This window comes from Micromonospora sp. B11E3 (assembly GCF_039871625.1).
In the GTDB taxonomy this organism is placed as follows: domain Bacteria; phylum Actinomycetota; class Actinomycetes; order Mycobacteriales; family Micromonosporaceae; genus Micromonospora.
In genome coordinates this window covers 1-24,365 of record NZ_JBDPMC010000089.1, presented here as the reverse complement: position 1 = coordinate 24,365, position 24,365 = coordinate 1, and the positions used below count along the sequence as shown (strand labels likewise).

The following is a 24,365-nucleotide window of genomic DNA, read 5'->3' as shown; positions in this document are numbered from 1 at the left end:
TGGTCCTCCAGCTCGTACTCGCAGTCGCGGGCGAGTTTCAGCGTGCCGCCCTCCTCGTTGTTGAGCCGGACGAACGCCTCCACCAACGCGTCGTCGTCGCAGCGCACCTCACGAACCTGGCCCTCGTGATCGCGCTCGTCACGGTCGGACCGCTCGTCGCCCCAGTCGTCCTTGCCGGATTCCTCGCCGGCCTCATCCTCGGCCCTGCCGGTGTCGCTGACGTTCTGCCTCGTGCTGGCCGTGTGCTGGTCCGTCTTCGTGTCGTCGGACCTGTCGTTGCGGGCGGCCAACCCACCGATCGCCGCCAGGCCGACAACGCCGGTCAGGCCGGCCACGCCGGTGGCGACCCAGATGCGCCGTCTTCTGTTCGGCGCGGCCGTCGGCCCGCTGCCGGGAGTGGTTTCGTCATTGGACATCAGAGCTTCCGCCCTTTCCTGCTACCAGACGGGGTCGCACCGCCCGAGCGGGCGCGACCAGCTACAAATCGGTTGCAGCCTCCGATCTCCACCGTATGAGAAGGATCCTCACGACGAGGACGTATCCGAAAAAACCCCGCATTTTGCTCTCATCGGGCGGCAGGCGGCACGGGAGCGGCCCGGGGGCAGGACGTGCCGGGCGGAGGATCCCGGCATGTCGGCGACATGGGGGTGTCCGAGCGCTCCGGATGCCGCCATGTCGCCGACATCGGGACGGGCCCCGCCACCGGTGCAGATCGCGCACCGGCGGCGGGGCCCGCCGCGTGGGTCGTACCGGGAATCAGCCGGGCAGGCGGGGACCCGCCTCGCGCTGCTCGGCCAGCCAGGTCTCCACCTCGTCGGCCCGCCGCGGCAGGCCCGCGGAGAGGTTGACCGCGCCGGCCGTGGTGACCAGCACGTCGTCCTCGATCCGGATGCCGATGCCGCGCAGCTCCTCGGGGACCAGGTCGTCCTCGGGCTGGAAGTACAGGCCCGGCTCGACGGTCAGCACGTAGCCCTCGTTCAGCTCGCCGTCCTTGTACATCTCCTTGCGGGCGTTGGCGCAGTCGTGCACGTCGATGCCGAGCATGTGCCCGAAGCCGTGCAGCGTCCACCGGCGATAGATCGTCGACTTCTCGTCCATCGCCTCCTCGACGCTCACCGGCAGCAGGCCGAGCTCGTGCAGCCCTTCGGCGAGCACCCGCATGCACGTCCGGTGGACGTCGTTGAACTTCACCCCCGGCTTGATGAAGTCGATGCCGGCCTGCTGCGAGGCGTACACGATGTCGTAGACCTGGCGCTGCAGCGGGGTGAACCGCCCGTCGACGGGGAGCACGCGGGTGACGTCGGCGGTGTAGAGGTTGCGGTTCTCCACGCCCATGTCCATCAGCAGCAGCTCGCCCGGGCGGGTGACGCCGTGGTTGTGCACCCAGTGCAGGATCGTGGCGTGCTCGCCGGCGCCGACGATCGAGCCGTAGCCGACGTCGTTGCCGTCGTGCCGGGCGCGCAGCGCGAAGATCCCCTCCAGCAGCCGCTCGGAGACGGCGCGGTCGGCCGGCAGTATCCGGGCGACGTCCTCGAAGCCGCGCACGGTGGCGTCGATCGCGTCCTGGAGCTGGGCGATCTCCCACTCGTCCTTGACCAGCTTCAGCTCGGAGACGGCGATCGCCAGCTCCCGGTCCCGCCCCGGCTGGCCCTGCTCGCGGGGCCCGTCGTACGGAAGCACGGCCGCGTCGACGTGGCTGTCGAAGCCGCGCAGCACCCGGGTACGCCCCGGCGCGAGGCCCGCGAGCGCGGCGTCCAGCTCGGCCAGGTCGGCGGTCGGCAGGCCCAGCTCCGTCGACTTCTCGGCGAGGGTGTGCCGGCGGCCGACCCACAGCTCGCCGTACCGGCTGCGGAAGAACTCGTCGGTCTCCCGGGACGCCCGGGGCCGCATGTACAGCGTGGCGTCGTGCCCGGAGCCGTTCGGGCGCATCACGAGCACGCTGTCGGGGGCGTGGTCGCCCGTCAGGTACACGAAGTCGCTGCCGGGCCGGAACCGGTACTCCGTGTCGTTGGCGCGTACCTTCTCCCCGCCGCTGGGGATCACCAGCGTCTCGCCCGGGAAGGCCGCGGAGAGCGCGGCCCGCCGTTTGGCGTGGTTGGGCACCTCCACCCGGGGCCCGACCGGCAGCGTGCTGTCCCGCCACCCCTGGCGCATGAAGGCCAGGAACGCCTCCGAGAAGTCCGGGTCGTGCGACTCGGTGCCGTCCGCCGGCTGGCCGTCCGTGCGCTGCTCGGTCATGTCCGCTCCCTCCGCCTCGTCGCTGGTGCAGACGGTACCCCGCGCGAGCTTCCCGCAGAGCCCGGTGCTGCGACGCCCGCTGCCGGCGCATGGAAAGATGACCACCATGTGCGGACTCCTGGCCTTCTTCAGTGCGAACGGCAACGCCGCCGCCCACCGCGACCACATCGCGGGGGCGCTGGAATGCCTGCACCACCGCGGACCGGACGAGACAGGGGTCGAGGTGGTCGGGGACGCCACCGGCCACTACGCGGACGCGGTGTTCGGCCACAAGCGCCTGGCGATCATCGATGTGGCGTCCAGCCACGAGCCGCTGCCCTACGCGGGCGGTCGCTACCTGCTCACCTTCAACGGCGAGATCTACAACTACATCGAGCTGCGGGAGGAACTGGCCCGCACCTACGGCGCCCAGTTCGCCACCGCCGGCGACGGCGAGGTCATCGTCGCCGGCTACCACTACTGGGGCGAGCAGGTGCTCAGCCGGCTGCGCGGCATGTTCGCGTTCGTCATCTGGGACCGGCAGGAGCGCCGCGCGTTCGGTGCCCGCGACTACTTCGGCATCAAGCCGATGCACTACCTGGAGACGGCCGACGGGCTCTACCTCGCCTCCGAGAAGAAGGCGCTGCTGCCGTTCGCGCAGTCGGCGTACCAGGGCGACGCGGGGATCGACACGGCGAACCTGAGCCACTACCTGACCCTGCAGTACGTCCCGGAGCCCGGCACCCTGCACCGGGGGATCAACCGGATCGGCTCCGGGGAGTACCTCACCTGGACCCCGGGCGGCCGGATCGAGGTGCGCCGGTGGTACCGGCCGGTGTTCCGGCCCACCCCGGTCAGCGACGAGCAGCGGCTCTACCACCACATCCGGGAGACGCTGCGGGAGAGCGTCCGGATGCACATGCGCTCGGACGTGCCGGTCGGCTCGTTCCTGTCCAGCGGCATCGACTCGACCGCCGTGGTCGCCCTCGCCCGCGAGTTCAACCCGAACATCCTCACCTTCACGGTCGGCTACGACGTGCCCGGGTACTCGGAGATCGACGTCGCCCAGGACTCGGCCCGGCACCTCGACGTGACCACCATCCCGACCAAGATCGGTCCGCAGGACATGATCGAGGCGCTGCCGAAGATCGTCTGGCACCTGGACGACCCGGTGGCCGACCCGGCGCTGGTGCCGCTGTACTTCGTGGCGAAGAAGGCCGCCGAGCACGTCACCGTCGTCCTGTCCGGCGAGGGCGCCGACGAGTTCTTCGGCGGGTACACGATCTACCGGGAGCCGCTGTCGCTGAACAGCGTCAACAGCCTGCCCGGCGGCGTGCAGAAGGGCCTGCGGGCGGTGTCGAAGGCGATCCCGCAGGGGGTCAAGGGCAAGAGCTTCCTGGAGCGCGGCACCACCCCGATCGAGCAGCGCTACTACGGCAACGCCCGGATGTTCACCGAGGAGGAGAAGCAGCACCTGCTGCGCCGTTACGATCCCTCGGTGCGCTACACCGACGTCACCGCCCCCATCTACGCCGAGTGCACCGAGCTGGACGACGTCACCAAGATGCAGTACGTCGACCTGTACACCTGGCTGCGGGGCGACATCCTGGTCAAGGCCGACCGGATCTCGATGGCGCACTCGCTGGAGGTCCGGGTGCCGTTCCTGGACCGGGAGGTGTTCGAGGTGGCCGCCCAGATCCCGGTGGACCTGAAGCTGCCGCCCCGCTCGGACGCCACCAAGTACGCGATGCGCCAGGCGTTGCAGGGTGTGGTGCCCCCGGCCATCGTCAACCGCCGCAAGCTCGGCTTCCCGACCCCCACCCGCGTCTGGCTGCGCGGCGAGATGTACGAGTGGGCCCGCTGGGTGCTGTCCAACTCGGGCGCGGGCGAGCTGATCGACCTGTCGTACGCGATGCGGCTGCTGGAGGAGCACAAGCGGGAGGAGGCCGACCACTCCCGCAAGGTGTGGACGGTGCTGATCTTCTGCATCTGGCACGCGATCTTCGTCGCCAAGACGCTCGACCCGGGCATCCAGCGCAACCAGTCCGCGCTGCTCACCAAGCCGGTGGTCGGCTCCATGGTCCGCTGAGCGGGTAGGCGCGGGCCATGGGATACGCGGTGGTGCTCGGCGAGGCGCTGGTCGACCTGCTCGACGCGGAGTGCGACGGCGCACCCGTCTTCCGGCAGGCGATCGGCGGCGGGCCGCTCAACGTGGCCGTCGCGGTGGCCCGGCTCGGCGGGCGCGTGCAGTTCGTCGGCTCGCTCGGCGACGACGTGCTCGCCGGGCGGATCCGGGCGTTCCTGGAGGCCGCCGGCGTCGGGCTCGACGGGGTCGTCACCGCCGCCGTGCCGACCGCGCTGGCGGTGGCCACCCACTCCGGCGCCGAGCCGGAGTTCCGCTTCTACGGCGAGCCGCCCTCGTACGGCCTGCTCACCGCCGACGACCTGGACGTCGGCCTGGTCGAGGGCGCCGACGTGCTCTACTGCGGGTCCGTCGTGCTGCTCTGCCCGGCTGTGCTGGCTGCGGCGCGGCGGGCCTGGGCCACCGCCGGCGCGCTACGGGTGTTCGACCCGAACGTCCGGCCCCGGCTGCTCGACGGGCCGGACGCGTTGGCCGGGCTGCGGGAGACGGTGGCGGAGTTCGCCGCCTCCGCGCACCTGGTGAAGCTGAGCGCCGCCGACGCGAGGCTGCTCTACCCCGGTGAGCCGGTCGAGGGGGTCGCGGCGTACCTGCGGGAGCTGGGGGCGGCGACCGTCGTGGTCACCCTCGGCCCGGACGGCGCCGTGGTCGCCGCGGCCGACGGCGATCCGGTACGCGTCCCCGCGCCGAAGGTGCGCGCCGTCGACGCCACCGGCGCGGGCGACTCGGTGATGGGCGCCCTCGTCGCCGAGCTGCTCGTCGACGGCGAGGCCACCGACCCCGCCGAGTGGCACCGGCGGCTGGCCTTCGCGCTGCGGGTCGCCGGGCTGGTCTGCGAGTCGCCGGGCGGCGCGACCGCCATGCCCACCCGCGACGAGGTCCTGCGCCGCTTCACCGACTGACAGGTCGAGCCGAGGCTCATGAACGACCGCTGTCCGTCCCCGGCGCGGGGCGTCGGGACGCATCGCCTCGGCGGATGAGTGCCCAGCCCAGGAACCGGTCGAAGAGTTGCCGGGGCTCCGGTCCGTCGTGCGGGTTGAGCCGGTACAGGTCGTCTGCGGCGTCGTGGAGTTGCCCGCCGAGGTGGACGAGCAGCGCGACGCGGTCGTGGGCGTACTCCCGTAGGAGGGCGAGCCGGGCGGTGGCGCACGGCCAGGGTGCGGCGCAGGTGCGGCACAGCCACAGTGGCCGGATCGGCAGGTGCGGGCGGGGCGGGTTTCCGGCGGTTCCGCCCGGCATCGGTCCTTGGGCGGCCCGCCGGGCGTGAATCTTGGTACCAAGTGGCCCCTCCAGGGGCCGTTTCGTTCCAAGATTCACGTGGCTCGGTGGGTATCGACGTGTGGCGGTCGGGGCAGGTGGTCCAGCGCAGGCCGCAGGAGCACCAGCGCCGCCACTGGCGCCAGGTGCGCCGGTGGCGCGATCGGCTGGGCATCGCGTCGCCGGCCCGGCCACATCTCAGCGCCGCCCGTCGGGTACGCGCACCGACTGCTCCGCGCGGGCCACGAGGTCGTCGACGGCCCGATCGGTCATGCCCCGGGTACGCAGCACCGCCCGCCCCCACCGGTGCAGCCGGCACGGGTACGGGGTCAGATCGCTGCGGCACAGCTCGCCAACCGGCCACGACTCCGGCCCGTGTTGCAGTACTGCCCGCATAGCGAGCCCCACGTGCTGCTGCGTCACGTACGGAGGCACCGGCACCTCGCCGAGCACCTTCTCGACCGCGTCCACCGGCTCGTCGACGGTTGACTTCACGCGCTCTGCCCTTCGTCGCTGGTTGTAGTGGCGCCGAGGTGGGCGGGGACAGTCCGTTGCGCGGACGGCTGGAGCCCGGCACCCACCCCGGGCCTGCTTACCGCGCCCCGACGACGGTGGCGGGGCGTGATCCAGCACCCGGTCGACCGCCGGGGGAGTGGTCGACCGGGTGCGTTCCAAGGGACAACCAGCTCCGGGTTTGCAGACCAGGGAGCCGGTCGCGATGAACTTATACATAGTACTGCTGATAGGTCAACTACTTACTACCTCTTACTTGTCCATAGAAGGGAAGGCGTGATCAAATGGCGGTGCAGACCAGGGAGACGAGATGCCCACCAAACCGAAGTGGGCGCAGCTCGCGGATGTAATCCGCCAGCAGATTGCGTCCGGAGAACTCGCGCCAGGCGACAAGTTGCCGTCAACGTCTCAGCTCCGCAAGGAGCACGGCGTGTCGGCTGGGGTGGTGAACCACGCCATGATCGTGCTCAAGACGGAAGGGCTGGTCGAGGGCGTACACGGACTCGGTGTTTTCGTCACCGAACGAGCGGAGGGCTGACCGACCGCCAGCGCCTCGATGTAGGTTGCGGTGAGGCCGAATCGCGGGTCAGGCCGTGCCGGTGAGCTCCGCGTAGCCGCGGCGGGCGGCCGTGAGGGCGGCGCGGGCGCCGAAGGGGGCCTCGGCCGCCACCCGCTCCGGCGGGGCACCACCGGTGTGACCGGCCCGGATCAGCCAGGCCAGCTCGACCAGCTGCGCGTGCTGGGCCCGGACGAACTCCGGGTCGACCAGCTCGCCGTGCCCGGGCACGACCACCGTGCCGGGCCCGGTCAGCCGCAGCAGGTCCGCGACCGCGTCCGGCCACTGCAGCGGGTACGACTCCTCGAAGGCCGGCGGCCCGCTCTGCTCGACCAGGTCCCCGGCGACCAGCACGTCGGCGTCGGGCACGTGCACGATCAGGTCGGCGTCGGTGTGCCCGTGGCCGGGGTGACGCAGCACCACCCGGCGGCCCCCGACGTCCAGCGCCGTCTCCAGGCGCACGGTGTGCGTCGGGGCCAGCAGCGTCGTCTCCGCCAGCTCGGCGGCCAACTCCGGCCGCCCGTCGCGCACCTCCTCGGACGCGGCGCGGCGCAGCTCGTCAGGGCGCTCGCGCAGCCAGGCGGCGGCGGCCTCGTGCGCGTACACCGGGCGGGCCGGGTCGGCGGCGAGGGTGGCGTTGCCGAAGCAGTGGTCGAAGTGGTGGTGGGTGTTCACCACCGTCCACGGGTGCGGGGTGACCGCGCGGGCGGCGGCGGCCAGCTCCGCGGCCTGAGCGGCCGTGGAGAGCGTGTCCACCACCAGCGCCGCACCGTCGCCGACCACGAGCGTGACGTTGACGTCGAGCAGCGGCTCCCGCAGCACGTACACCCGGTCGGCGACCTCGTCGAAGCGCAGCGTCACGGCGCAACCGCCGGCTCGTCCGCGCCGACGACCGGGGCCGCGGGCTTGGTCGCGCCGACGACCGGGGCCGCGGGCTCGGTCGCGCCGACGCCGGTGGCCCGCTCGACGAAGCGCTGCCGGTCGACCAGCACCCGATCGACCCGCCCGTCGGCGACCGTCTCGTCGCCGTCGGTGACGCTCACCTCGAACCGCAGGCGCCGCCCGTCGACCTCGACGAGCCGGGCCGACGCCACCACCGTACGGCCGACCGGCGTGGGGGCGCGGTGGTCGAGCTCGACGCGGAGGCCGACGGTGGTCCTGCCGGGCGGCATCCGGGTCGCGGTCGCCGCCACGGTCGCCGCCTCCGCCAGGGCGAGCACCCGGGGCGTGCCCAGCACCGGTACGTCCCCGGAGCCGACCGCCTGAGCGGTGTCGGCGTCGGTCACGGTCAGCTCGACCCGGGCGGACAGCCCCGGGGCGAGGGGTTGCTCGGACTGCTCCTGCATGGCCACAGCCTAGGTGGTCGGCGTCGGCCGGTCGGGGCACCGCCGTTAACCTGGCCGTCGTGACTCACCCCCAGCCCCCCGCCCCGACCGGACCGCCCGCACCCCCCGACGGCAGTCGCCGTCGCGTCGTCGGCATGTTGATCTGGTCCGTCGCCTTCGTGGCCGGCTGGCTCGGCATCGGCCTGCCCACGGACCCGGCGTACGCGTTCCTGTGGATCTGGGCGGGCACCGTCGCGTGGAACTCCCACCGCCCGTGGCGCAGCCACCTGCGCTTCGGCCGGGACTGGCTGCCCGTGGTGCTGCTGCTCGTGGTGTACAACCTGTCCCGGGGGTTCGCCGACAACGGGGCCATCCCGCACGCGCTGGAGCTGATCGTCACCGACCGGTTCATGTTCGGCTGGGCCACCGGGGGCGAGGTGCCGACCGTGTGGCTGCAGGAGCACCTGTACCGGCCGCAGGTGCACTGGTGGGACGTCCTCGCCAGCTGGGTCTACTTCTCGCACTTCGTGGTGGCGCTCGCCGCCGCCGGGGTGCTCTGGCTGCGCGACCGGAGCCGGTGGGCCGCGTACATGCGGCGTTTCGGGTTCCTGTGCGCGGCCGGGCTGGCCACCTACTTCCTCTACCCGGCCGCGCCGCCGTGGTGGGCGGCGCAGAACGGACTGCTGACCGAGGTCGCCCGGATCTCCACCCGGGGCTGGAAGGCGTTCGGCATGCACGGCGCGGGCAACCTGCTGAACACGGGGCAGATCGCCGCCAACCCGGTGGCCGCCATGCCGTCGCTGCACACCGCGTGGGCGCTGTTCGTGGTGCTGTTCTTCCTGCGGGCCACCCGCCGCCGCTGGTGGCCGCTGCTGCTGGCGTATCCGCTGGCGATGACGTTCACCCTCGTCTACTCCGGCGAGCACTACGTCACCGACGTGCTGGTGGGCTGGGCGTACGTCGGGATGACGTTCCTGGTCGTCGGCCTGGGCGAGCGATGGTGGGCCGCCCGGCGGACCCGCCGGGCCGCCCCCGTCGCCGCCAACTCGGACGGGGGTCGGGCGCGGGTGCCCGTGCCCGCCGTCGACGTGCCCGCCGCTGTCGACGTGCCCGCCGCTGTCGACGTGCCCGCCGCTGTCGACGTGCCCGCCGCTGTCGCCCCGCCCGCCGCCGTCGACCTGCCCCCGGTGCCGGCCGGGCGCTGAGCCGCGCCGCCGTCGCCCCGGGATCAGCCGACCTGCCGGGCGGCGCGCGCCCGGGCCGTCAGCTCCGCCGCCAGCCACCACGCCTCCGCCAGGTCGCGGTCGTGCGCCGCGGCGCCGGACCCGCCCGCGGTGTCCGCGTGCACGGTGGCCAGCCCCAGCCGCCGCTGGGCAGGCCCCTGGGTCACCCGCACGCTCTGGATCCGGGCGTACGGCACGATGGCGAGCTGCCTCGTGAGCAGCCCGGACCGGGCGGCGAAGACCCGCTCGTCGAGCCCGGCGCCGACCGCCCGACGGCTCAGCGGGCGCAGCCACCGGGCCCGCGGCGGGGGAGGGGTCGTCGCGAGCGCGGTCAGCCGGACGCCGGGCAGCACCTCCGCCACGACCAGCTCGCCGGTGTCGAGGTCGCCGACGGGCAGCAGCCGGTCCGGCCGGTTACGGTCGTCGGGCTCGCCGCTCGAGTAGCCGGCCACCTCCAGGCGCAGCCGCAGCCAGCCCTTAAGCCGCCACAGCAGCGGCCAGGTCACCCCGACCGTCTGCACCCGGTGCAGCGGCACGGTCTGCACCCGGGTCTCCAGCAGGCCGTTGCGGATCCGCAGGGTGCCGTCGTCGCGGGCCAGCCGGAAGTTCCAGTCGTCCAGTACGCGGCGCACGGGTTGCAGCAGCACCCCGGCCATCGCGGTCAGGGTGCTCGCCACCGCGATGAACGACCAGGACCCCTGGGAGAGGAACTGCGCCACGACGAAGGCCACGCCGAAGGGAAGGAAGAACGCCTGCGGGGTGAGCAGCTGGCTGACCAGGAGGTCCCGGTTGACCACGGCGTGCAGGAGCCGCCCGGGCGGGAACGGGGCCACCTGGTCCGCCGCCGCGTGCTCCGCCACCGGCTGCGGCGCAGGCGCGGGCGCCCGGCCGGCCAGCGCGAGCAGCCGCTGCCGCAGGGCGGCGGCCTCCGCGACCCCCAGGTACGCCAGCGGCGCCTCGGTCTTCCCGCCGCCGACGACCTCCAGCCGCAGCTCGGCCAGCCCGGTGAGCTGGGCGAGCAGCGGGCGGACCACCTCGACGGCCTGAAGGCGCTCCAGGGGGATCGCCCGGGTGCGCCGCCACAGCAGCCCCTCGTGCACCCGCAGCTCCCGGCCCACCACGTGGTAGCCGGTGTTGTACCAGCTCACCACCGCCAGCACCGTCGCGCCGAGGGCCAGCACGGTGGCCATCGCCACGAACCAGCCGAAGCCGACCCGGGACAGGGTCGACCAGGACAACCCGGCGATGACCACCACCAGGGACTTCGCCCCGTGCAGCGCCGGGCTCAGCGGGTGCAGCCGCTGCCGCGGCTCCTCGCCCGCGGGGCTGCCCGGCCAGGGAGCGGGCGGCACGCCCGTACCGGCCGGGCCGGCGGGCGACGGCGCGGGGCCTTGGCCGGGGTCGGTGCCGGACGGGCCGTGGCTCACAGGCCCTCCGCGCGGTCCTCGCCGAGCGCGGTGAGCCGGTCGCGCAGCCGGGACGCATCGGCCGGGCGCAGCCCGGGCACCCGGGCGTCGCTGGCCGCGGCGGCGGTGTGCAGCTGCACGGTGGCCAGGTCGAACGCCCGTTCCAGCGGGCCGGCGCTGACGTCGACGAACTGCATCCGGGAGTACGGCACGATGGACAGCCGGCGCACCAGCAGGCCGTGCCGGACCAGCAGGTCGTCCTCCCGCTCGGCGTACCCCCAGGCGTGCACCGCCCGGACGATGGTGACCACCCGCCACGCGCCGGACAGCACGAGCGCGCCGACGGCCACCCCGAACAGCCAGTGTCCGGTCAGCGCCCAGCCGATCGCCACCCCGAGCAGCAGCACCCCCAGGACCGCCGCCAGGCGGATCAGCTCCACCCAGATCAGGTCCGGCGAGACCGGCTGCCACGAGACGGTGTGCGGCCACGGGTCGAGCGGCCCACGCGGGGGCGGCCCGGCAGGATACGCCGGTGGGCCGGCGGGACGCGGTGCGGGCCCGGCTGGGTGCGGCGGGGGCACAGCGGGGTGCGACGAGGGGCCGGAGGGGGGCGGCGACGCGCCGGTCGGCTCGCCGGTCACCGGGATGGTCCGCTTCGCGCGCTCACGAGTCGAGCGTAGGCGATGCGGGCAGCGGCGCGACCTCTCGCAGGAAGCCGCGCGCGGCGAGGAAATCGCCGAGGGAGGAGCGGTGGTCGGCGCAGGCCAGCCACGTCTTGCGCCGGTCGGCGGTGTGCAGGCGGGGATTGTTCCAGCGCAGGGCCCACTCCGCGGCGGCACGACAGCCCTTGGCCGAGCAGATCGGGGCCTCGTCGGCGGAGAGGGAAGCGCTCATCCGGCCAGTCTAGGGGCGCGGCGAAGAGTGAGCGCCGGGCGGCCACGGGGGGAGCCGCCCGGCGACGGGGTGAATGGTACACACGCGGGACCCCCCGATGTCCAGCCGTGAGCGGCGATTCGGAACGGCGGGACGGCGTGGCGAAAATCGGCTTCTCCCCACCTCGGCTCTCAGCCGGGCATGCGAGTCTTGATACGCACCACGCCGCGACAACCGATCATGCTGTGGAGGACCGGTGGCCCAGCCGACCACGCCCGACGCTCCGACGCCGAACGGCAGCGCCCCGCAGGCGCCCCCGCCACCGCCGACCACACCCGCGCAGGACGCGACCCTGCTGGAGCGGGCGCTGTTCGAGATCAAGCGGGTGATCGTCGGGCAGGACCGGATGGTCGAGCGGATGTTCGTCGCGCTGCTCGCCCGGGGGCACTGTCTGCTGGAGGGCGTGCCGGGCGTGGCGAAGACCCTCGCCGTGGAGACCCTCGCCAAGGTGGTGGGCGGGTCGTTCGCCCGGGTGCAGTTCACCCCGGACCTGGTGCCCGCCGACATCATGGGCACCCGGATCTACCGCCAGTCCAGCGAGAAGTTCGACGTCGAGCTGGGGCCCGTCTTCGTCAACTTCCTGCTCGCCGACGAGATCAACCGGGCGCCGGCGAAGGTCCAGTCGGCCCTGCTCGAGGTGATGAGCGAGCGCCAGGTGTCCATCGGCGGGGAGACCCACCGGGTGCCGGACCCGTTCCTGGTGATGGCCACCCAGAACCCGATCGAGCAGGAGGGCGTCTACCCGCTGCCGGAGGCGCAGCGGGACCGCTTCCTCATGAAGATCGTCGTCGGGTATCCGACCGACGCCGAGGAACGGGAGATCGTCTACCGGATGGGCGTGGCGCCGCCGGAACCGGCGCGGGTGTTCGACACCGACGACCTGGTGGCGCTGCAGCGCAAGGCCGACCAGGTGTTCGTGCACAACGCGCTGGTGGACTACGCCGTCCGGCTGGTGCTGGCCACCCGTACCCCGGCCGAGCACGGCATGCCCGACGTCGCGCAACTGATCCAGTACGGCGCCAGCCCCCGCGCCTCGCTCGGCCTGGTCCGGGCCACCCGGGCGCTGGCGCTGCTGCGGGGGCGGGACTACGCCCTGCCGCAGGACGTGCAGGACATCGCCCCGGACATCCTGCGCCACCGCCTGGTGCTCAGCTACGACGCGCTCGCCGACGACGTGCCGGCCGACCACGTCGTGCACCGGGTGATGTCGACCATCCCGCTGCCGTCGGTGGCCCCGCGCCAGCAGGCCACTCCGGCCCCGCCCGGTTCGCCGGTCGCCGGCGCCGGGTGGCCCGGGCAGCGGCCGTGACCTCACCCGCCTCCCTCCCCTCCCGGGGTACGCGGTGGACCCCGTCGCCGGCCGTCACGCCCCGTACGGAGGCGGTGCTGTCCCGGCTCCAGCTGCTGGTCACCCGCAAGCTCGACGGCCTGCTCCAGGGCGACTACGCGGGTCTGCTGCCGGGCCCGGGCAGCGAGGCGGGGGAGTCGCGCGAGTACCGCCCCGGTGACGACGTACGCCGGATGGACTGGCCGGTGACCGCCCGGACGACGATGCCGCACGTGCGGCGTACGGTGGCCGACCGGGAGCTGGAGACCTGGCTCGCGGTGGACCTCTCGGCGAGCCTGGACTTCGGCACCGGCCGCTGGCTCAAGCGGGACGTGGTGGTGGCCGCCGCCGCCGCGCTGACCCACCTGACCGTGCGGGGCGGCAACCGGATCGGGGCGGTGGTCGGCAGCGGCGCCCCGCCGGCCGCCCCGGCGGGGCGCTGGCGGCCCGCGCCGCCGGCCGGCCCGGGGCAGCTGGTCCGGCTGCCGGCTCGCTCCGGCCGCAAGGAGGCCCAGGCGCTGCTGCGGGCGATCGCCGGCACCGAGCCGCGGCCGGGGCGCAGCGACCTGGGGGCGCTGGTCGACGCGCTCAACCGGCCGCCCCGCCGGCGCGGCGTGGCGGTGGTGATCTCCGACTTCCTGGCGCCGCCGCAGCAGTGGTCGCGGCCGATGCGTAAGCTGCGGGTCCGGCACGACGTGCTGGCGATCGAGGTGGTCGACCCGCGCGAGCTGGAGTTGCCGGACGTGGGGGTGCTGCCGGTGGTCGACCCGGAGACCGGGGAGCTGCACGAGGTGCAGACCGCCGACCCGCGGCTGCGCCGCCGGTACGCCGAGGCGGCCGCCGCCCACCGCGCGGAGATATCCACCCAGCTCCGGGCGGCCGGCGCCGCCCACCTGCGACTGCGGACCGACACCGACTGGCTGCTGGACATGGTGCGCTTCGTCGCCGCGCAGCGGCACGCCCGCACCCGGGGGACGACACGATGATCCGTTTACTGCAACCGTGGTGGCTGCTGGCGGTGCTGCCGGTGCTCGCCCTGGCCGGGCTGTACGTCTGGCGGCAATGGAACCGCCGGGCGTACGCGATGCGGTTCACCAACGTGGACCTGCTGCGCACCCTCGCGCCGAAGGGGCTGGGCTGGCGGCGGCACGTGCCGGCGGCGGCGTTCCTGCTCTGCCTGCTGGTGCTGGCCACTGCGCTGGCCCGGCCGGCCGTGGACACCAAGGAGCCGCTGGAGCGGGCCACGGTCATGCTGGCCATCGACGTGTCGCTGTCCATGCAGGCCGACGACGTCGCGCCGAACCGGTTGGAGGCCGCCCAGGAGGCGGCCAAGCAGTTCGTCGGCGAGCTGCCGAAGAGCTACAACCTCGGGCTGGTGTCGTTCGCCAAGTCGGCCAACGTGCTGGTGGCGCCCACCAAGGACCGGGACGCCGTGACCAGCGCGATCGACGGGCTGGTGCTGGCCGAGGCGACCGCGACCGGGGAGGCGGTCTTCACCTGCCTGGAGGCGATCCGGTCGGTGCCGGCCGACGGCGCGGCCGGCATCCCGCCGGCCCGGATCGTGCTGCTCTCCGACGGGTTCCGCACGTCGGGCCGGTCGGTCGAGGAGGCGGGCGCGGCCGCCCAGGCGGCCAACGTGCCGGTCTCCACGATCGCGTTCGGCACCGACTCGGGGCAGGTCGACATCGGCGGCCAGCTCCAGCGGGTGCCGGTGGACCGGCTGGCCCTGGCCGAGCTGGCCGAGACCACGGAGGGCTACTTCTACGAGGCGGCCTCGGTCAGCGAGTTGAAGCAGGTCTACCAGGACATGGGCAGTTCGATCGGCTTCCGCACCCAGCCCCGCGAGATCACCCAGTGGTATGCGGGCATCGCCCTGCTGCTGGCGCTCTGCGCGGGCGCGACCAGCCTGCTCTGGTCGTCCCGGCTGCTGTGACCGTCGTCCTCGACGGGTGCCGGGGTGAGAGGCTGCCCGAGAGGTGGACAGCGGTCGGTCGACCCACGGTCACCACCCGGCCGACCGGGAGGACCATGCACGCTCCCTTTGCTCTGCACCCATCAACGCGACGCTCGCCGTGCGTAACCACCCTGGCGATCCGCGCCGGAGCCCCCGACCGGTGCTTCCGCTGGTCGCCAGGGGTGTCGCATCCCTGGGTGCAGAGCAAAGGGAGCAAGGGAACGTCTCACGGCCAGGCGCTGCGGCACTCTGGGTGAGACCCGTGCCGTGTTACGCGGTGTGCAGCGACGACGAGAGGCGAGCCGCGGTCAGTGCGCGCCGCCGCCGGCCAGCACGAAGACGACGGCCACCCAGACGGCGGCGAGGGTGAAGCCCAGCGGGGCGAGGTAACGGCTCATGGAGTGGCTCCGGTGGCGACTGGACGGTCCGCGCCGGCACGGGGGACCGCGGGGGTTGATCAGGACGCGCACACGAAGTCGTGACCGGGCGGCTCCCCGCGTCCGCCCGGGCGGACGGCGCAGCGCGGACACCCCGGCCGTGGGGCCGAGGGGCGCAGGGTGCGGGGAGCGGGAACTGGGTCAGCTCACCGGCCGAGCCGTGGCTCAGCGGGGCTGACGGGCGGCCCGGCCACGACTGGGAGGATCGCTATCTCGCACAGCGATCACCTCCTGCGGTCGGCCGGGTCCGGAACGCGGATCATCGTACACCCACGCCGCGCCCGCCCCGTTCCGGCCCGGGCCCTCGGCGGTCGGTGCGCACATCCCACCCCAGGCCGAGGGGCCGCCGCGCCGCGCCCGCGTTAGCGCTTACCTGTCGGTAACCCCTAGGCTCCGGACCGACCGTAGATCAGCTGACAGAGGGGGACCCGTGGCCCGCACCGTGCTGGTGACCGGCGGTAACCGGGGGATCGGACTGGCCATCGCGCAGGCCTTCGCCAAGCAGGGCGACCGGGTGGCGGTGACGCACCGCAGCGGCGACGCCCCCGAGGGGCTGTTCGGCGTACGCGCCGACGTCACCGACTCCGCCTCCGTCGACGCCGCGTTCACCGCGATCGAGGAGGAGCTGGGGCCGGTCGAGGTGCTGGTGGCCAACGCCGGCATCAACGACGACACCCTGCTGATGCGGATGACGGAGGAGCAGTTCGTCCGGGTGCTGGACACCAACCTCACCGGCGCGTTCCGCTGCGCCAAGCGGGCGTCGCCGAAGATGCTCCGGGCGAAGTGGGGCCGAATGATCTTCATCTCCTCGGTGGTCGGCCTCTACGGCAGCCCCGGCCAGGTCAACTACGCGGCCAGCAAGGCCGGCCTGGTGGGCGTGGCCCGCTCGATCACCCGCGAGCTGGGCAGCCGCAACATCACCGCCAACGTGGTCGCGCCGGGCTTCGTCGAGACCGACATGACCGCCGCGCTGCCCGAGGCCCGCAGGGCCGACTACCAGAAGACCATCCCGGCCGGCCGGTTCGCCGCCCCCGAGGAGATCGCCGGGGCGGTCACCTGGCTCGCCTCGGACGCGGCCGGCTACGTCTCCGGTGCCGTGATCCCGGTCGACGGCGGCCTGGGCATGGGCCACTGACCACCTCGTACGCACCGACCCGACGGAGGAACTCCCACCATGTCCGGACTGCTGGCCGGTAAGCGGCTGCTGGTCACCGGCGTCATCACCGACGCCTCGATCGCCTTCTCGGTGGCGAAGCTCGCCCAGGAGAACGGCGCGCAGGTCGTGCTCACCGGCTACGGCCGGCTCTCCCTCGTCGAGCGGATCGCCAAGCGGCTGCCCGAGCCGGCCCCGGTGATCGAGCTGGACGCCACCAACGCCGAGCACCTCGCCGGGCTGGCCGACAAGGTCCGGGAGCACGTCGACGGCCTCGACGGGGTGGTCCACTCGATCGGGTTCGCCCCGCAGAGCTGCCTCGGCGGCGGCTTCCTCGACGCGCCGTGGGACGACGTGGCCACGGCGCTGCACGTCTCGACGTACTCGTACAAGTCCCTGGCGATGGCGGCGCTGCCGCTGATGGGCCCGGGCGGCGCGGTGGTCGGCCTGACCTTCGACGCCACCAAGGCGTGGCCCGTCTACGACTGGATGGGCGTGGCCAAGGCCGGGCTGGAGTCGGCGTCCCGCTATCTCGCCCTGCACCTGGGCAAGCGGGGCGTCCGCAGCAACCTGGTCGCCGCCGGCCCGCTGCGGACCATCGCCGCGAAGTCGATCCCGGGCTTCGAGCAGTTCGAGGACGCCTGGGCCGAGCGCGCCCCGCTGGGCTGGAACCTCACCGACCAGGAGCCGGCCGCGCGGGCCTGCCTGGCCCTGCTGTCGGACTGGTTCCCGGCCACCACCGGCGAGATCGTCCACGTCGACGGTGGCTACCACGCCATCGGCGCCTGATCGGCAAGGAAGGGCCCCCGCCGGCCGGGCCAGGCCGGCGGGGAAGAATGGACGGCATGGCGTACGACGCGTTGGTGCTGGTCTCCTTCGGCGGCCCCGAGCGGCCCGAGGACGTGCTGCCGTTCCTGCAGAACGTGACCCGGGGCCGGGGCGTGCCGCCGGAGCGGCTGGCGGAGGTCGCCGAGCACTACCAGCACTTCGGGGGCGTCTCCCCGATCAACCAGCAGTGCCGCGACCTGCTCGCCGCGATCCGGGCGGACTTCGCCGTCCACGGCGTCGACCTGCCCGTCTACTGGGGCAACCGGAACTGGCACCCGATGCTCGCCGACACCGTGGCGCGGATGCGCGACGACGGGGTCACCACCGCGTTGGCGTTCGTGACCAGCGCCTACGGCGGGTACTCCTCCTGCCGGCAGTACCAGGAGGACATCGCGCGGGCCCGGGCGGCGGTCGGCCCGGACGCCCCGGTGATCGACAAGCTCCGCCAGTTCTGGGACCACCCGGGCTTCGTCGAGCCGCACGCCGACGCGGTACGGGCGGCGCTCGCCCAGCTCGACCCGGCGAAGCGGGCCACCACCCGGCTGGTGTTCACCGCCCACTCGATCCCCACCTCGATGGCCGCGAGCGCCGGCCCGCACGGCGACCGGTACACCGCCCAGCTCGCCGAGGTCGCCCGGCTGGTGCACGCGGCCGCCGCGCCCGACCTGCCGTACGACCTGGTGTGGCAGAGCCGGTCCGGTCCGCCGCACGTGCCGTGGCTGGAGCCGGACGTCAACGACCACCTCGCCGCGCTCGCCGAGGCGGGCGTCACGGGCGTGGTGGTCAGCCCCATCGGGTTCGTCTCCGACCATCTGGAGGTGGTCTGGGACCTGGACACCGAGGCGCTGGAGACCGCCAAGCGGGTCGGGCTGGACTTCGTCCGGGCCGCCACCCCGGGCACCGACCCGCGCTTCGTGGCCATGGTGCGGGAGCTGGTCGCCGAGCGCACCGAGCCGGGCGGGGAGCGGCTGCGCCGCCGCCTCGGCGAGCTGCCGCTGTGGGACACCTGCCCCGCGGTGTGCTGCGTGCCGGCCCGCCGCCCCTGATCCCATCCCGCCCCCGACACCCCCTTGGGACGACAGATGCTTGAGCGCAAGCCGGTGCAGAGCTGGCTGACCGACATGGACGGCGTGCTGGTGCACGAGGGCCAGCCGGTGCCCGGCGCGCCGGAGTTCATCAACCGGCTGCGGTCCTCCGGCAAGCCGTTCCTGGTGCTCACCAACAACTCCATCTACACCCCGCGGGATCTGCAGGCCCGGCTCACCCGGATGGGCTTCGAGCTGCCCGAGCAGGCGATCTGGACGTCGGCGCTGGCCACCGCGCAGTTCCTGGCCGACCAGCGGCCGGGCGGCACCGCGTACGTGATCGGGGAGGCCGGGCTGACCACGGCGCTGCACGCGGTCGGCTACGTGCTCACCGACTACGCGCCCGACTACGTCGTGCTCGGCGAGACCCGCACCTACAGCTTCGAGGCGATCACCAAGGCGGTCCGGCTGATCAACGACGGGGCGCGGTTCATCTGCACCAACCCCGACGCCACCGGCCCGTCGGTGGAGGGCGCGCTCCCGGCCGCCGGCTCGGTGGCGGCCATGATCTCCAAGGCGACCGGCGTGGAGCCGTACTTCGTGGGCAAGCCCAACCCGATGATGATGCGGTCGGCGCTGAACACCATCGAGGGGCACTCCGAGACGACCGCGATGATCGGCGACCGGATGGACACCGACGTCCTCTGCGGCCTGGAGGCCGGCCTGGAGACGATCCTGGTGCTGACGGGCATCAGCACCCGGGCGGAGGCCGAGCGGTACCCGTACCGGCCGTCCCGGATCGTCGACTCCGTCGCGGACCTGATGGACGAGATCTGACCCGGCCGGCAGCCGCACCGGGGGCGGCTCGGACGCGTCCGCCCGGGGCGGCGGTCAGAGGCGCAGCGGGGCGTTGCAGGCGGCGACGAGGGCCTGCCGGCAGGCGGTGGTCAGCGGCCGCAGCGCCGCATCGCGCTGCTGGGCCTCGTAGTTGTTGATCGCCCCACCCGGCGCGCTGTGCCCGGCCAGCGCCAGCACCCGGTCGAGCACGGCCGCACGGGCGAACAGCCGCCGCGCCCGCGGATCGAAGCCCGGGGGCAGGTCGGTGGCGCCGTCGGGGCGGCGCAGCGCGGCCAGCGCGCCCGCCAGCTCCGGCCGCCACTGGGCGACGTCGAGCCGGGTCAGCGCGGCGGTGGTCTCGGCGAGCGCGGCGGCCAGTTCGGCCTCGGCCTCGGCCGCGCCGGGCGAGGCCGCCGACGCGGCCGGCGCGTCGGCGGGCAGCGGGTAGACCCGCCAGAGCACCGTCTCCCAGGTCATTCCGGAGCCGGAGGTGTGGGTGCGGACCTCCGGGATCAGCCCGAGGCTCCCGGCGACGACCGCCTCGCCGGCGAGCAGTGCCGCTCCGGTGAAGTCGCCCGGACCGGGCAGCCCCCGCGGATCGCCGGGTGCGGGCAGCACCAGGCGGATCTCGTCCGGGGAGAGCTTCGCCAGGACGGGCAGCGCGTCCCGCAGCGGGACGTCGGTCCAGGTGCCGGGGGCGTCCGCGACGAGGTGCTCCTCGTCGCCGGAGATCTCCTCGGCGACCTCGTCGTACGGCACGAGCCCGGCGCGCCACGCGCGTACCCAGGCAACGAACCGGCTCGACCGGCGCGGCGCGAGCGTCATCGCGCCCGTTGCGGGGGAGGACATGCAGAAGAGGGTACGTCGTCCCCGCCGCCTGTGTCTCGACTGCCGAGGGGGCGGCGATCCCTGCCCCGACCTGCCCCCTATGGGCCGGTGGCGACCGGTCTGCGCCTTTCGTCGCCCGTGATCGACTTCCCCGGCGCGGCTGCCGCGCGGGGGAGCGTGCCCGGCGTTAGCGTGACCGGATGCGGCGGTACGGCGAGGACGTGTTGGCGGGGGACTGGCGGCGGCGGCGGAGGGCGACCCCGGAGGTGGACGCCGAGCCGGACCTCGTGGTCGAGGACGCGGACTCCGGTTTCTGCGGCGCGGTCGTCGGGTTCGAGTCGGGCGCGGTGGTGCTGGAGGACCGGCACGGCCGGCGGCGCAACTTCCCGCTGCTGCCCGCGGCGTTCCTGCTCGACGGCCGGCCGGTGACGCTGCGCCGGCCGACCCGGGCGCCGGTGCCGGCGGCCCGCCGGCGCACCGCATCCGGCTCGATCGCGGTGGACGGCGTCCGGGCGCAGGTGGCGAAGGCCAGCCGGATCTGGGTGGAGGGTGTGCACGACGCCGCCCTGGTCGAGCGGATCTGGGGCGACGACCTGCGGATCGAGGGCATCGTGGTGGAGCCGCTGGACGGCATCGACGACCTGGAGGCCCGGGTGCGCGACTTCGCCCCCGGGCCGGGTCGCCGGCTGGGCGTGCTGGTCGACCACCTGGTGTCCGGCTCGAAGGAGAGCCGGATCGTCGCGCGGGTCACCTCGCCGCACGTGCTGGTCACCGGGCACCCGTACGTCGACGTGTGGCAGGCGGTCCGGCCGGCCGCGCTCGGCATCGCGGCGTGGCCGGTGGTGCCGCCGGGGCGGCCGTGGAAGGAGGGGGTCTGCGCGGCGCTCGGGGTGGCCGAGCCGGCCGACATGTGGCGGCACATCCTGTCCCGCGTGGCCACCTTCGCCGACGTGGAGACGCCGCTGATCAACTCGATGGAGCGGTTGATCGACTTCGTCACCGAACCGGAGGGCTGATCGCCCGGGTCAGGGCTCCTCGTCGGTGGTGCGGGTGAAGACGAAGGTGGCGATGTCCAGGGCCACCGCCCGACCGGCCTCGTCGCGGAGCACCGTGAGGATCTCGCCGTCCTGCGCGCCGGAGCGGCCCCGCCAGCGGTCCGGCCCCTCGGGGACGAACCGCAGCGAGGGGTTGCCGACCGGGCCGCCCCGCAGCTCGCCGGCCGCCGCGTCGGCGCGGAACTCGAACTCCTTGCCCATCCACCACCAGCGGCCGGTCAGCTCGGCCAGTTCGGCCGGGGGCGGGGCGTCGGCCGGGCGCCACGGGGTGACCGGGGCCGGCAGGGCGTCCAGCACGGTCGTCAGCAGCCGCTGGCCGAGCGCGCCGAGGCTGCCGACCCGCAGGCCGTACGAGTTGGCGAAGCCGACCACCGAGGTGCGGGTGGGGCGGTGCACCGCCAGGCACGCGACGTAGCCGGGCATCGAGCCGCCGTGGCCGACGTACACCCGTTCGCCGCAGCGGTAGAGCTCGACGCCGAGGCCGTGCCCGCCGGTCCACGCGTCCAGGTCGCTGATCACGACGGGGGCGCACATCTCGGTGAGCGTCTCCGGGGCGAGCACGGCCGGGTCCGGGTCGGCCAGGAACGCCGCCCAGCGGCCGAGGTCCTCGATCGTCGACCAGAGCTGCCCGGCCGGCGCCATCGCCCCGGTGTCGGTGCGCGGCTCCTCCCGCAGCGTGTCGTGCCACGGGTGCACCACGTACCCCCGGGCGAACGGCTCGGTGGCCTGGTACGTGGTGCGGGCCATGCCCAGCGGCTCCAGGAGGCGCTGTCGGAGCAGGTCGAACCAGGGTGTGCCGGTGACCGCCTCCAGCAGCCCGCCCAGCAGCCCGTACGCCAGGTTGGAGTAGTGGTAGACCCGGTGCGGCGGGTACGCGATCTTCCGCTCGCTCACCCCGGCCAGCACCGTGGCCAGGTCGCCGACCTCCGACCGCTCCCACCACCGGCCGTCCGGCTCCCGTTGCAGCCCGCCGGCGTGGCCGAGGAGCTGGCGTACGGTGAGCGCGCCGACCCCGGTGCCGGGCAGGTGCGCCTCGAGCGGGTCGTCGAGGGCCAGGGCGCCGGCGTCGCGCTGCTGCATCACCAGCACGGCCGTCATGGTCTTGGTGATCGAGCCGACCCGGTACTGCAGGCCGGCGTCCGGGCGCGGGTGCTCCCCGGCGGCGGCCAGGTGCGCCAGCCGCCCGTCGCGGACCACCCCGAGCACGAGCGAGGGCGTACGGCCGGCGGCCTGCGCCTCGGCGACGAGGGCGTCGACCTGGCGGACGGTCTCGGGCGGTAGCGACACGGCGATCCTCCACTGCTCGGCACGGGCGCCGCCGAGCTTACTGATCTTGCCAACGGGCCGCACGTGCTTCCGCATGTCACGATCGGGGGGTGGACGCGGTGTTCTGGGTCGTGCTGGGCGTGGTGCTGGCGGTCGCCGAGATCCTTACGACGACGCTGTTTCTGATCATGTTCGCCGTCGGCGCGTTCGCCGCGGCCGGGGCGGCGGCCCTGGGCGCGCCGACAGCCGTGCAGGCGCTGGTCTTCGCGGTGGTCTCGGCGCTGACCGTGGCGGTGGCCCGGCCGGCGATCCGGCGGCACGCCAGGCCCGCCCTCGGCGACCAGCCGTTCGGGGTGGCGGCGATCGAGGGGGTCAGCGCGCTGGTGCTGGAGCCGGTGGACGCCGAGCGCGGCCTGGTCAAGATCGACGGTGAGCTGTGGAGCGCCCGCTCGTACGACGCGACGCAGAGCTTCGCGCCCGGCCAGCGGGTGCAGGTGATCAAGGTCCAGGGCGCGACGGCCCTGGTGTGGCAGGACGACGTTTCTTCCGCGGGCGAACTGCCCGGAACGAGAGGGTGAACGGTATGGATTTTGTGACGGTGCTGTTGGTCGCCGTGGCGCTGATCGCCGTGGTGACCCTGATCAAGGCGGTGCGGATCGTGCCGCAACAGCGCCAGGACGTCGTCGAGCGCCTCGGGCGGTACAAGCGCACCCTGAACCCGGGGCTGAACCTGCTGGTCCCCTTCATCGACGCGGTTCGTACCAAGGTCGACATGCGGGAGCAGGTCGTCAGCTTCCCGCCGCAGCCCGTGATCACCTCCGACAACCTGGTGGTGTCGATCGACACGGTGCTCTACTTCAAGGTCGTCGACTCGGTCCGGGCGACGTACGAGATCTCGAACTTCCTCCAGGCCATCGAGCAGCTCACCGTCACCACGCTGCGCAACGTCATCGGCTCGCTCGACCTGGAGCGGGCACTGACCAGCCGGGAGGAGATCAACCGGCACCTGTCCGGCGTGCTGGACGAGACGACCGGCCGGTGGGGCATCAAGGTCACCCGGGTGGAGATCAAGGCCATCGAGCCGCCGCCGAGCATCCGCGACTCGATGGAGAAGCAGATGCGCGCCGAGCGGGACCGCCGGGCGGCGATCCTCAACGCGGAGGGCCTGAAGCAGTCGCAGATCCTCACCGCGGAGGGCGAGAAGCAGGCGGCGGTGCTGCGCGCCGACGGTGACCGGCAGGCCCGCATCCTCCAGGCCGAGGGCCAGGCCAAGGCCATCCGGACGGTGTTCGACGCGATCCACCAGGCCAACCCGAGCCAGAAGGTGCTCGCCTACCAGTACCTGCAGGCGCTGCCCCAGATCGCCAACGGCACCGCGAACAAGGTCTGGATCGTCCCGGCGGAGCTGACCAAGGCCCTGGAGGGGATGGGCGGCGCGCTGGGCGGGCTGGCCAGCATGGTCGGCGACGTGCCGTCGCCGGAGGCGGCCAGGGACGCCGGCGAGGTGGAGCGGGAGGCCGCCGAGGCGGCGCGGGCGGCGGCGACCGCGGCCCAGGAGATCCACGACGAGGTACGCGTCGCCGAGGCGCAGGCCAGCGGCGGCAAGGGCCCGCAGGGGCTGCCGGCGCCCGAGCCGGTGTCCCCGGCGAGCCTGCTGAACGACCCGGCCGACCAGCGCGAACGGGGCTGACGGCGGCCCGGCCGAGGACCGGGCGGGAATGAGAGAAATCCTCATGCGGCGCTCCGGTGCCTGACACGATCGGTCCCGACGGACGGGTGGTGACCAGGAACCGGGGCGCCGCGGCGCGCCCCGGCTCCGCCGAAGAGCGCAGCGAGGTGACGCATGGACAGGGACCCGGCGAACAAGATCTTCTCCAGGGCGGCCGTGCCCGGCGCGCACGACCCGGCCGGGCCGCTGGGCACCCGGCGTACCGGGGGCGGGTTCGGGGTGCTGCCGTTCATCGTCGAGCCGGCGCCGCCCGGCCCGGCGACCAACGCCACCTGGGCGTGGTCGCTGCGCCGCCTCGGCCGCGCGGCGGTCTGGCTGCTGCCCGCGTACGCGCTGCTGTACGGACTGGTGGCGAT

23 protein-coding genes and 3 pseudogenes are annotated in these 24,365 nt (G+C 73.8%); 15 read left to right on the top strand and 11 right to left on the bottom strand.

Annotated features, from left to right (window positions below; all coding sequences use genetic code 11):
* Together ABGB16_RS29105 and ABGB16_RS29100 are read right to left on the bottom strand one after the other, a co-directional pair.
* Nucleotides 1-416: pseudogene (locus ABGB16_RS29105) on the bottom strand (hypothetical protein); the annotation flags it as partial.
* 340 nt (nucleotides 417-756) lie between these two features.
* The gene (locus ABGB16_RS29100; protein WP_347671287.1) at nucleotides 757-2,238 is read right to left on the bottom strand and encodes an aminopeptidase P family protein; all 1,482 of its coding nucleotides are present in this window, start codon (nucleotides 2,236-2,238) and stop codon (nucleotides 757-759) included.
* A gap of 106 nt (nucleotides 2,239-2,344) precedes the next feature.
* Here ABGB16_RS29100 and asnB point away from each other — a divergent pair, with 106 nt between their 5' ends.
* The gene (gene asnB, locus ABGB16_RS29095; protein ID WP_347671291.1) at nucleotides 2,345-4,306 is read left to right on the top strand and encodes an asparagine synthase (glutamine-hydrolyzing); all 1,962 of its coding nucleotides are present in this window, start codon (nucleotides 2,345-2,347) and stop codon (nucleotides 4,304-4,306) included.
* Nucleotides 4,307-4,323: 17 nt separating this feature from the next.
* Entirely contained in the window at nucleotides 4,324-5,259 is a 936-nt protein-coding gene (locus ABGB16_RS29090) for a carbohydrate kinase (protein ID WP_347671286.1), read from the top strand.
* A 16-nt stretch (nucleotides 5,260-5,275) separates the two neighbouring features.
* On the opposite strand, the gene ABGB16_RS29085 is transcribed toward ABGB16_RS29090, so the two are convergent.
* The gene (locus tag ABGB16_RS29085; protein WP_347671285.1) at nucleotides 5,276-5,596 is read right to left on the bottom strand and encodes a hypothetical protein; all 321 of its coding nucleotides are present in this window, start codon (nucleotides 5,594-5,596) and stop codon (nucleotides 5,276-5,278) included.
* Between the two features lie 216 nt (nucleotides 5,597-5,812).
* Complete coding sequence (locus ABGB16_RS29080) at nucleotides 5,813-6,109, bottom strand: hypothetical protein (protein WP_347671284.1); 297 nt, start codon at nucleotides 6,107-6,109, stop codon at nucleotides 5,813-5,815.
* Between the two features lie 328 nt (nucleotides 6,110-6,437).
* Between ABGB16_RS29080 and ABGB16_RS29075 the strand changes: the two genes are divergently transcribed.
* Nucleotides 6,438-6,665, top strand: coding sequence for a winged helix-turn-helix domain-containing protein (locus ABGB16_RS29075; RefSeq protein WP_347671283.1), 228 nt, complete (start codon nucleotides 6,438-6,440; stop codon nucleotides 6,663-6,665).
* A gap of 48 nt (nucleotides 6,666-6,713) precedes the next feature.
* Here the strand turns inward: ABGB16_RS29075 and ABGB16_RS29070 are convergent, their stop codons facing one another.
* On the bottom strand, nucleotides 6,714-7,544 hold the full coding sequence (locus ABGB16_RS29070) for an MBL fold metallo-hydrolase (RefSeq protein WP_347671282.1): 831 nt from the start codon (nucleotides 7,542-7,544) through the stop codon (nucleotides 6,714-6,716).
* Nucleotides 7,545-7,639: 95 nt separating this feature from the next.
* A pseudogene (locus ABGB16_RS29065) lies at nucleotides 7,640-8,029 on the bottom strand (hotdog domain-containing protein); the annotation flags it as partial.
* 134 nt (nucleotides 8,030-8,163) lie between these two features.
* On the opposite strand from ABGB16_RS29065, the gene ABGB16_RS29060 reads away from it, so the two are divergent.
* Entirely contained in the window at nucleotides 8,164-9,213 is a 1,050-nt protein-coding gene (locus ABGB16_RS29060; protein ID WP_347671281.1) for a phosphatase PAP2 family protein, read from the top strand.
* A 23-nt stretch (nucleotides 9,214-9,236) separates the two neighbouring features.
* On the opposite strand, the gene ABGB16_RS29055 is transcribed toward ABGB16_RS29060, so the two are convergent.
* The 3 genes from ABGB16_RS29055 to ABGB16_RS29045 form a co-directional block, all read right to left on the bottom strand.
* Nucleotides 9,237-10,583: a PH domain-containing protein gene (locus tag ABGB16_RS29055; protein WP_347671290.1), complete on the bottom strand. Its 1,347-nt coding sequence runs from the start codon at nucleotides 10,581-10,583 to the stop codon at nucleotides 9,237-9,239.
* 71 nt (nucleotides 10,584-10,654) lie between these two features.
* Complete coding sequence (locus ABGB16_RS29050) at nucleotides 10,655-11,218, bottom strand: PH domain-containing protein (RefSeq protein WP_347671289.1); 564 nt, start codon at nucleotides 11,216-11,218, stop codon at nucleotides 10,655-10,657.
* 82 nt (nucleotides 11,219-11,300) lie between these two features.
* Entirely contained in the window at nucleotides 11,301-11,531 is a 231-nt protein-coding gene (locus ABGB16_RS29045) for a hypothetical protein (RefSeq protein ID WP_347671280.1), read from the bottom strand.
* A 235-nt stretch (nucleotides 11,532-11,766) separates the two neighbouring features.
* Between ABGB16_RS29045 and ABGB16_RS29040 the strand changes: the two genes are divergently transcribed.
* From ABGB16_RS29040 to ABGB16_RS29010, 7 genes are all read left to right on the top strand, one after another.
* Nucleotides 11,767-12,879: a MoxR family ATPase gene (locus tag ABGB16_RS29040; RefSeq protein ID WP_347671279.1), complete on the top strand. Its 1,113-nt coding sequence runs from the start codon at nucleotides 11,767-11,769 to the stop codon at nucleotides 12,877-12,879.
* Nucleotides 12,858-13,883: a DUF58 domain-containing protein gene (locus ABGB16_RS29035; RefSeq protein WP_347671278.1), complete on the top strand. Its 1,026-nt coding sequence runs from the start codon at nucleotides 12,858-12,860 to the stop codon at nucleotides 13,881-13,883. The genes ABGB16_RS29040 and ABGB16_RS29035 overlap by 22 nt, the downstream gene beginning before the upstream one ends.
* Nucleotides 13,880-14,830, top strand: a complete 951-nt coding sequence (locus ABGB16_RS29030) for a VWA domain-containing protein (RefSeq protein ID WP_347671277.1) — start codon at nucleotides 13,880-13,882, stop codon at nucleotides 14,828-14,830. Before ABGB16_RS29035 ends, ABGB16_RS29030 begins: the two co-directional genes overlap by 4 nt.
* 888 nt (nucleotides 14,831-15,718) lie before the next feature.
* Complete coding sequence (gene fabG, locus ABGB16_RS29025; protein WP_347671276.1) at nucleotides 15,719-16,423, top strand: 3-oxoacyl-ACP reductase FabG; 705 nt, start codon at nucleotides 15,719-15,721, stop codon at nucleotides 16,421-16,423.
* 39 nt (nucleotides 16,424-16,462) lie between these two features.
* Nucleotides 16,463-17,230, top strand: coding sequence for an enoyl-ACP reductase FabI (gene fabI, locus ABGB16_RS29020; RefSeq protein WP_347671275.1), 768 nt, complete (start codon nucleotides 16,463-16,465; stop codon nucleotides 17,228-17,230).
* 56 nt (nucleotides 17,231-17,286) lie between these two features.
* A complete protein-coding gene (locus ABGB16_RS29015; RefSeq protein ID WP_347671274.1) occupies nucleotides 17,287-18,315 on the top strand; it encodes a ferrochelatase in 1,029 nt (342 codons plus the stop codon).
* Between the two features lie 36 nt (nucleotides 18,316-18,351).
* The gene (locus ABGB16_RS29010; RefSeq protein ID WP_347671273.1) at nucleotides 18,352-19,131 is read left to right on the top strand and encodes an HAD-IIA family hydrolase; all 780 of its coding nucleotides are present in this window, start codon (nucleotides 18,352-18,354) and stop codon (nucleotides 19,129-19,131) included.
* Between the two features lie 54 nt (nucleotides 19,132-19,185).
* Here ABGB16_RS29010 and ABGB16_RS29005 read toward each other — a convergent pair whose 3' ends face one another.
* Nucleotides 19,186-19,980, bottom strand: a complete 795-nt coding sequence (locus tag ABGB16_RS29005) for a hypothetical protein (RefSeq protein ID WP_347671272.1) — start codon at nucleotides 19,978-19,980, stop codon at nucleotides 19,186-19,188.
* Nucleotides 19,981-20,159: 179 nt separating this feature from the next.
* Between ABGB16_RS29005 and ABGB16_RS29000 the strand changes: the two genes are divergently transcribed.
* Complete coding sequence (locus tag ABGB16_RS29000) at nucleotides 20,160-20,975, top strand: DUF3097 domain-containing protein (protein WP_347671271.1); 816 nt, start codon at nucleotides 20,160-20,162, stop codon at nucleotides 20,973-20,975.
* 9 nt (nucleotides 20,976-20,984) lie between these two features.
* On the opposite strand, the gene ABGB16_RS28995 is transcribed toward ABGB16_RS29000, so the two are convergent.
* Nucleotides 20,985-22,301, bottom strand: a complete 1,317-nt coding sequence (locus tag ABGB16_RS28995) for a serine hydrolase domain-containing protein (RefSeq protein ID WP_347671288.1) — start codon at nucleotides 22,299-22,301, stop codon at nucleotides 20,985-20,987.
* An 89-nt stretch (nucleotides 22,302-22,390) separates the two neighbouring features.
* Here ABGB16_RS28995 and ABGB16_RS28990 point away from each other — a divergent pair, with 89 nt between their 5' ends.
* The 3 genes and pseudogenes from ABGB16_RS28990 to ABGB16_RS28980 all read left to right on the top strand — a co-directional run.
* A complete protein-coding gene (locus ABGB16_RS28990; protein ID WP_347671270.1) occupies nucleotides 22,391-22,858 on the top strand; it encodes an NfeD family protein in 468 nt (155 codons plus the stop codon).
* 5 nt (nucleotides 22,859-22,863) lie between these two features.
* Nucleotides 22,864-23,970, top strand: a complete 1,107-nt coding sequence (locus ABGB16_RS28985) for an SPFH domain-containing protein (RefSeq protein ID WP_347671269.1) — start codon at nucleotides 22,864-22,866, stop codon at nucleotides 23,968-23,970.
* 153 nt (nucleotides 23,971-24,123) lie between these two features.
* Nucleotides 24,124-24,365, top strand: a pseudogene (locus ABGB16_RS28980) (hypothetical protein); the annotation flags it as partial.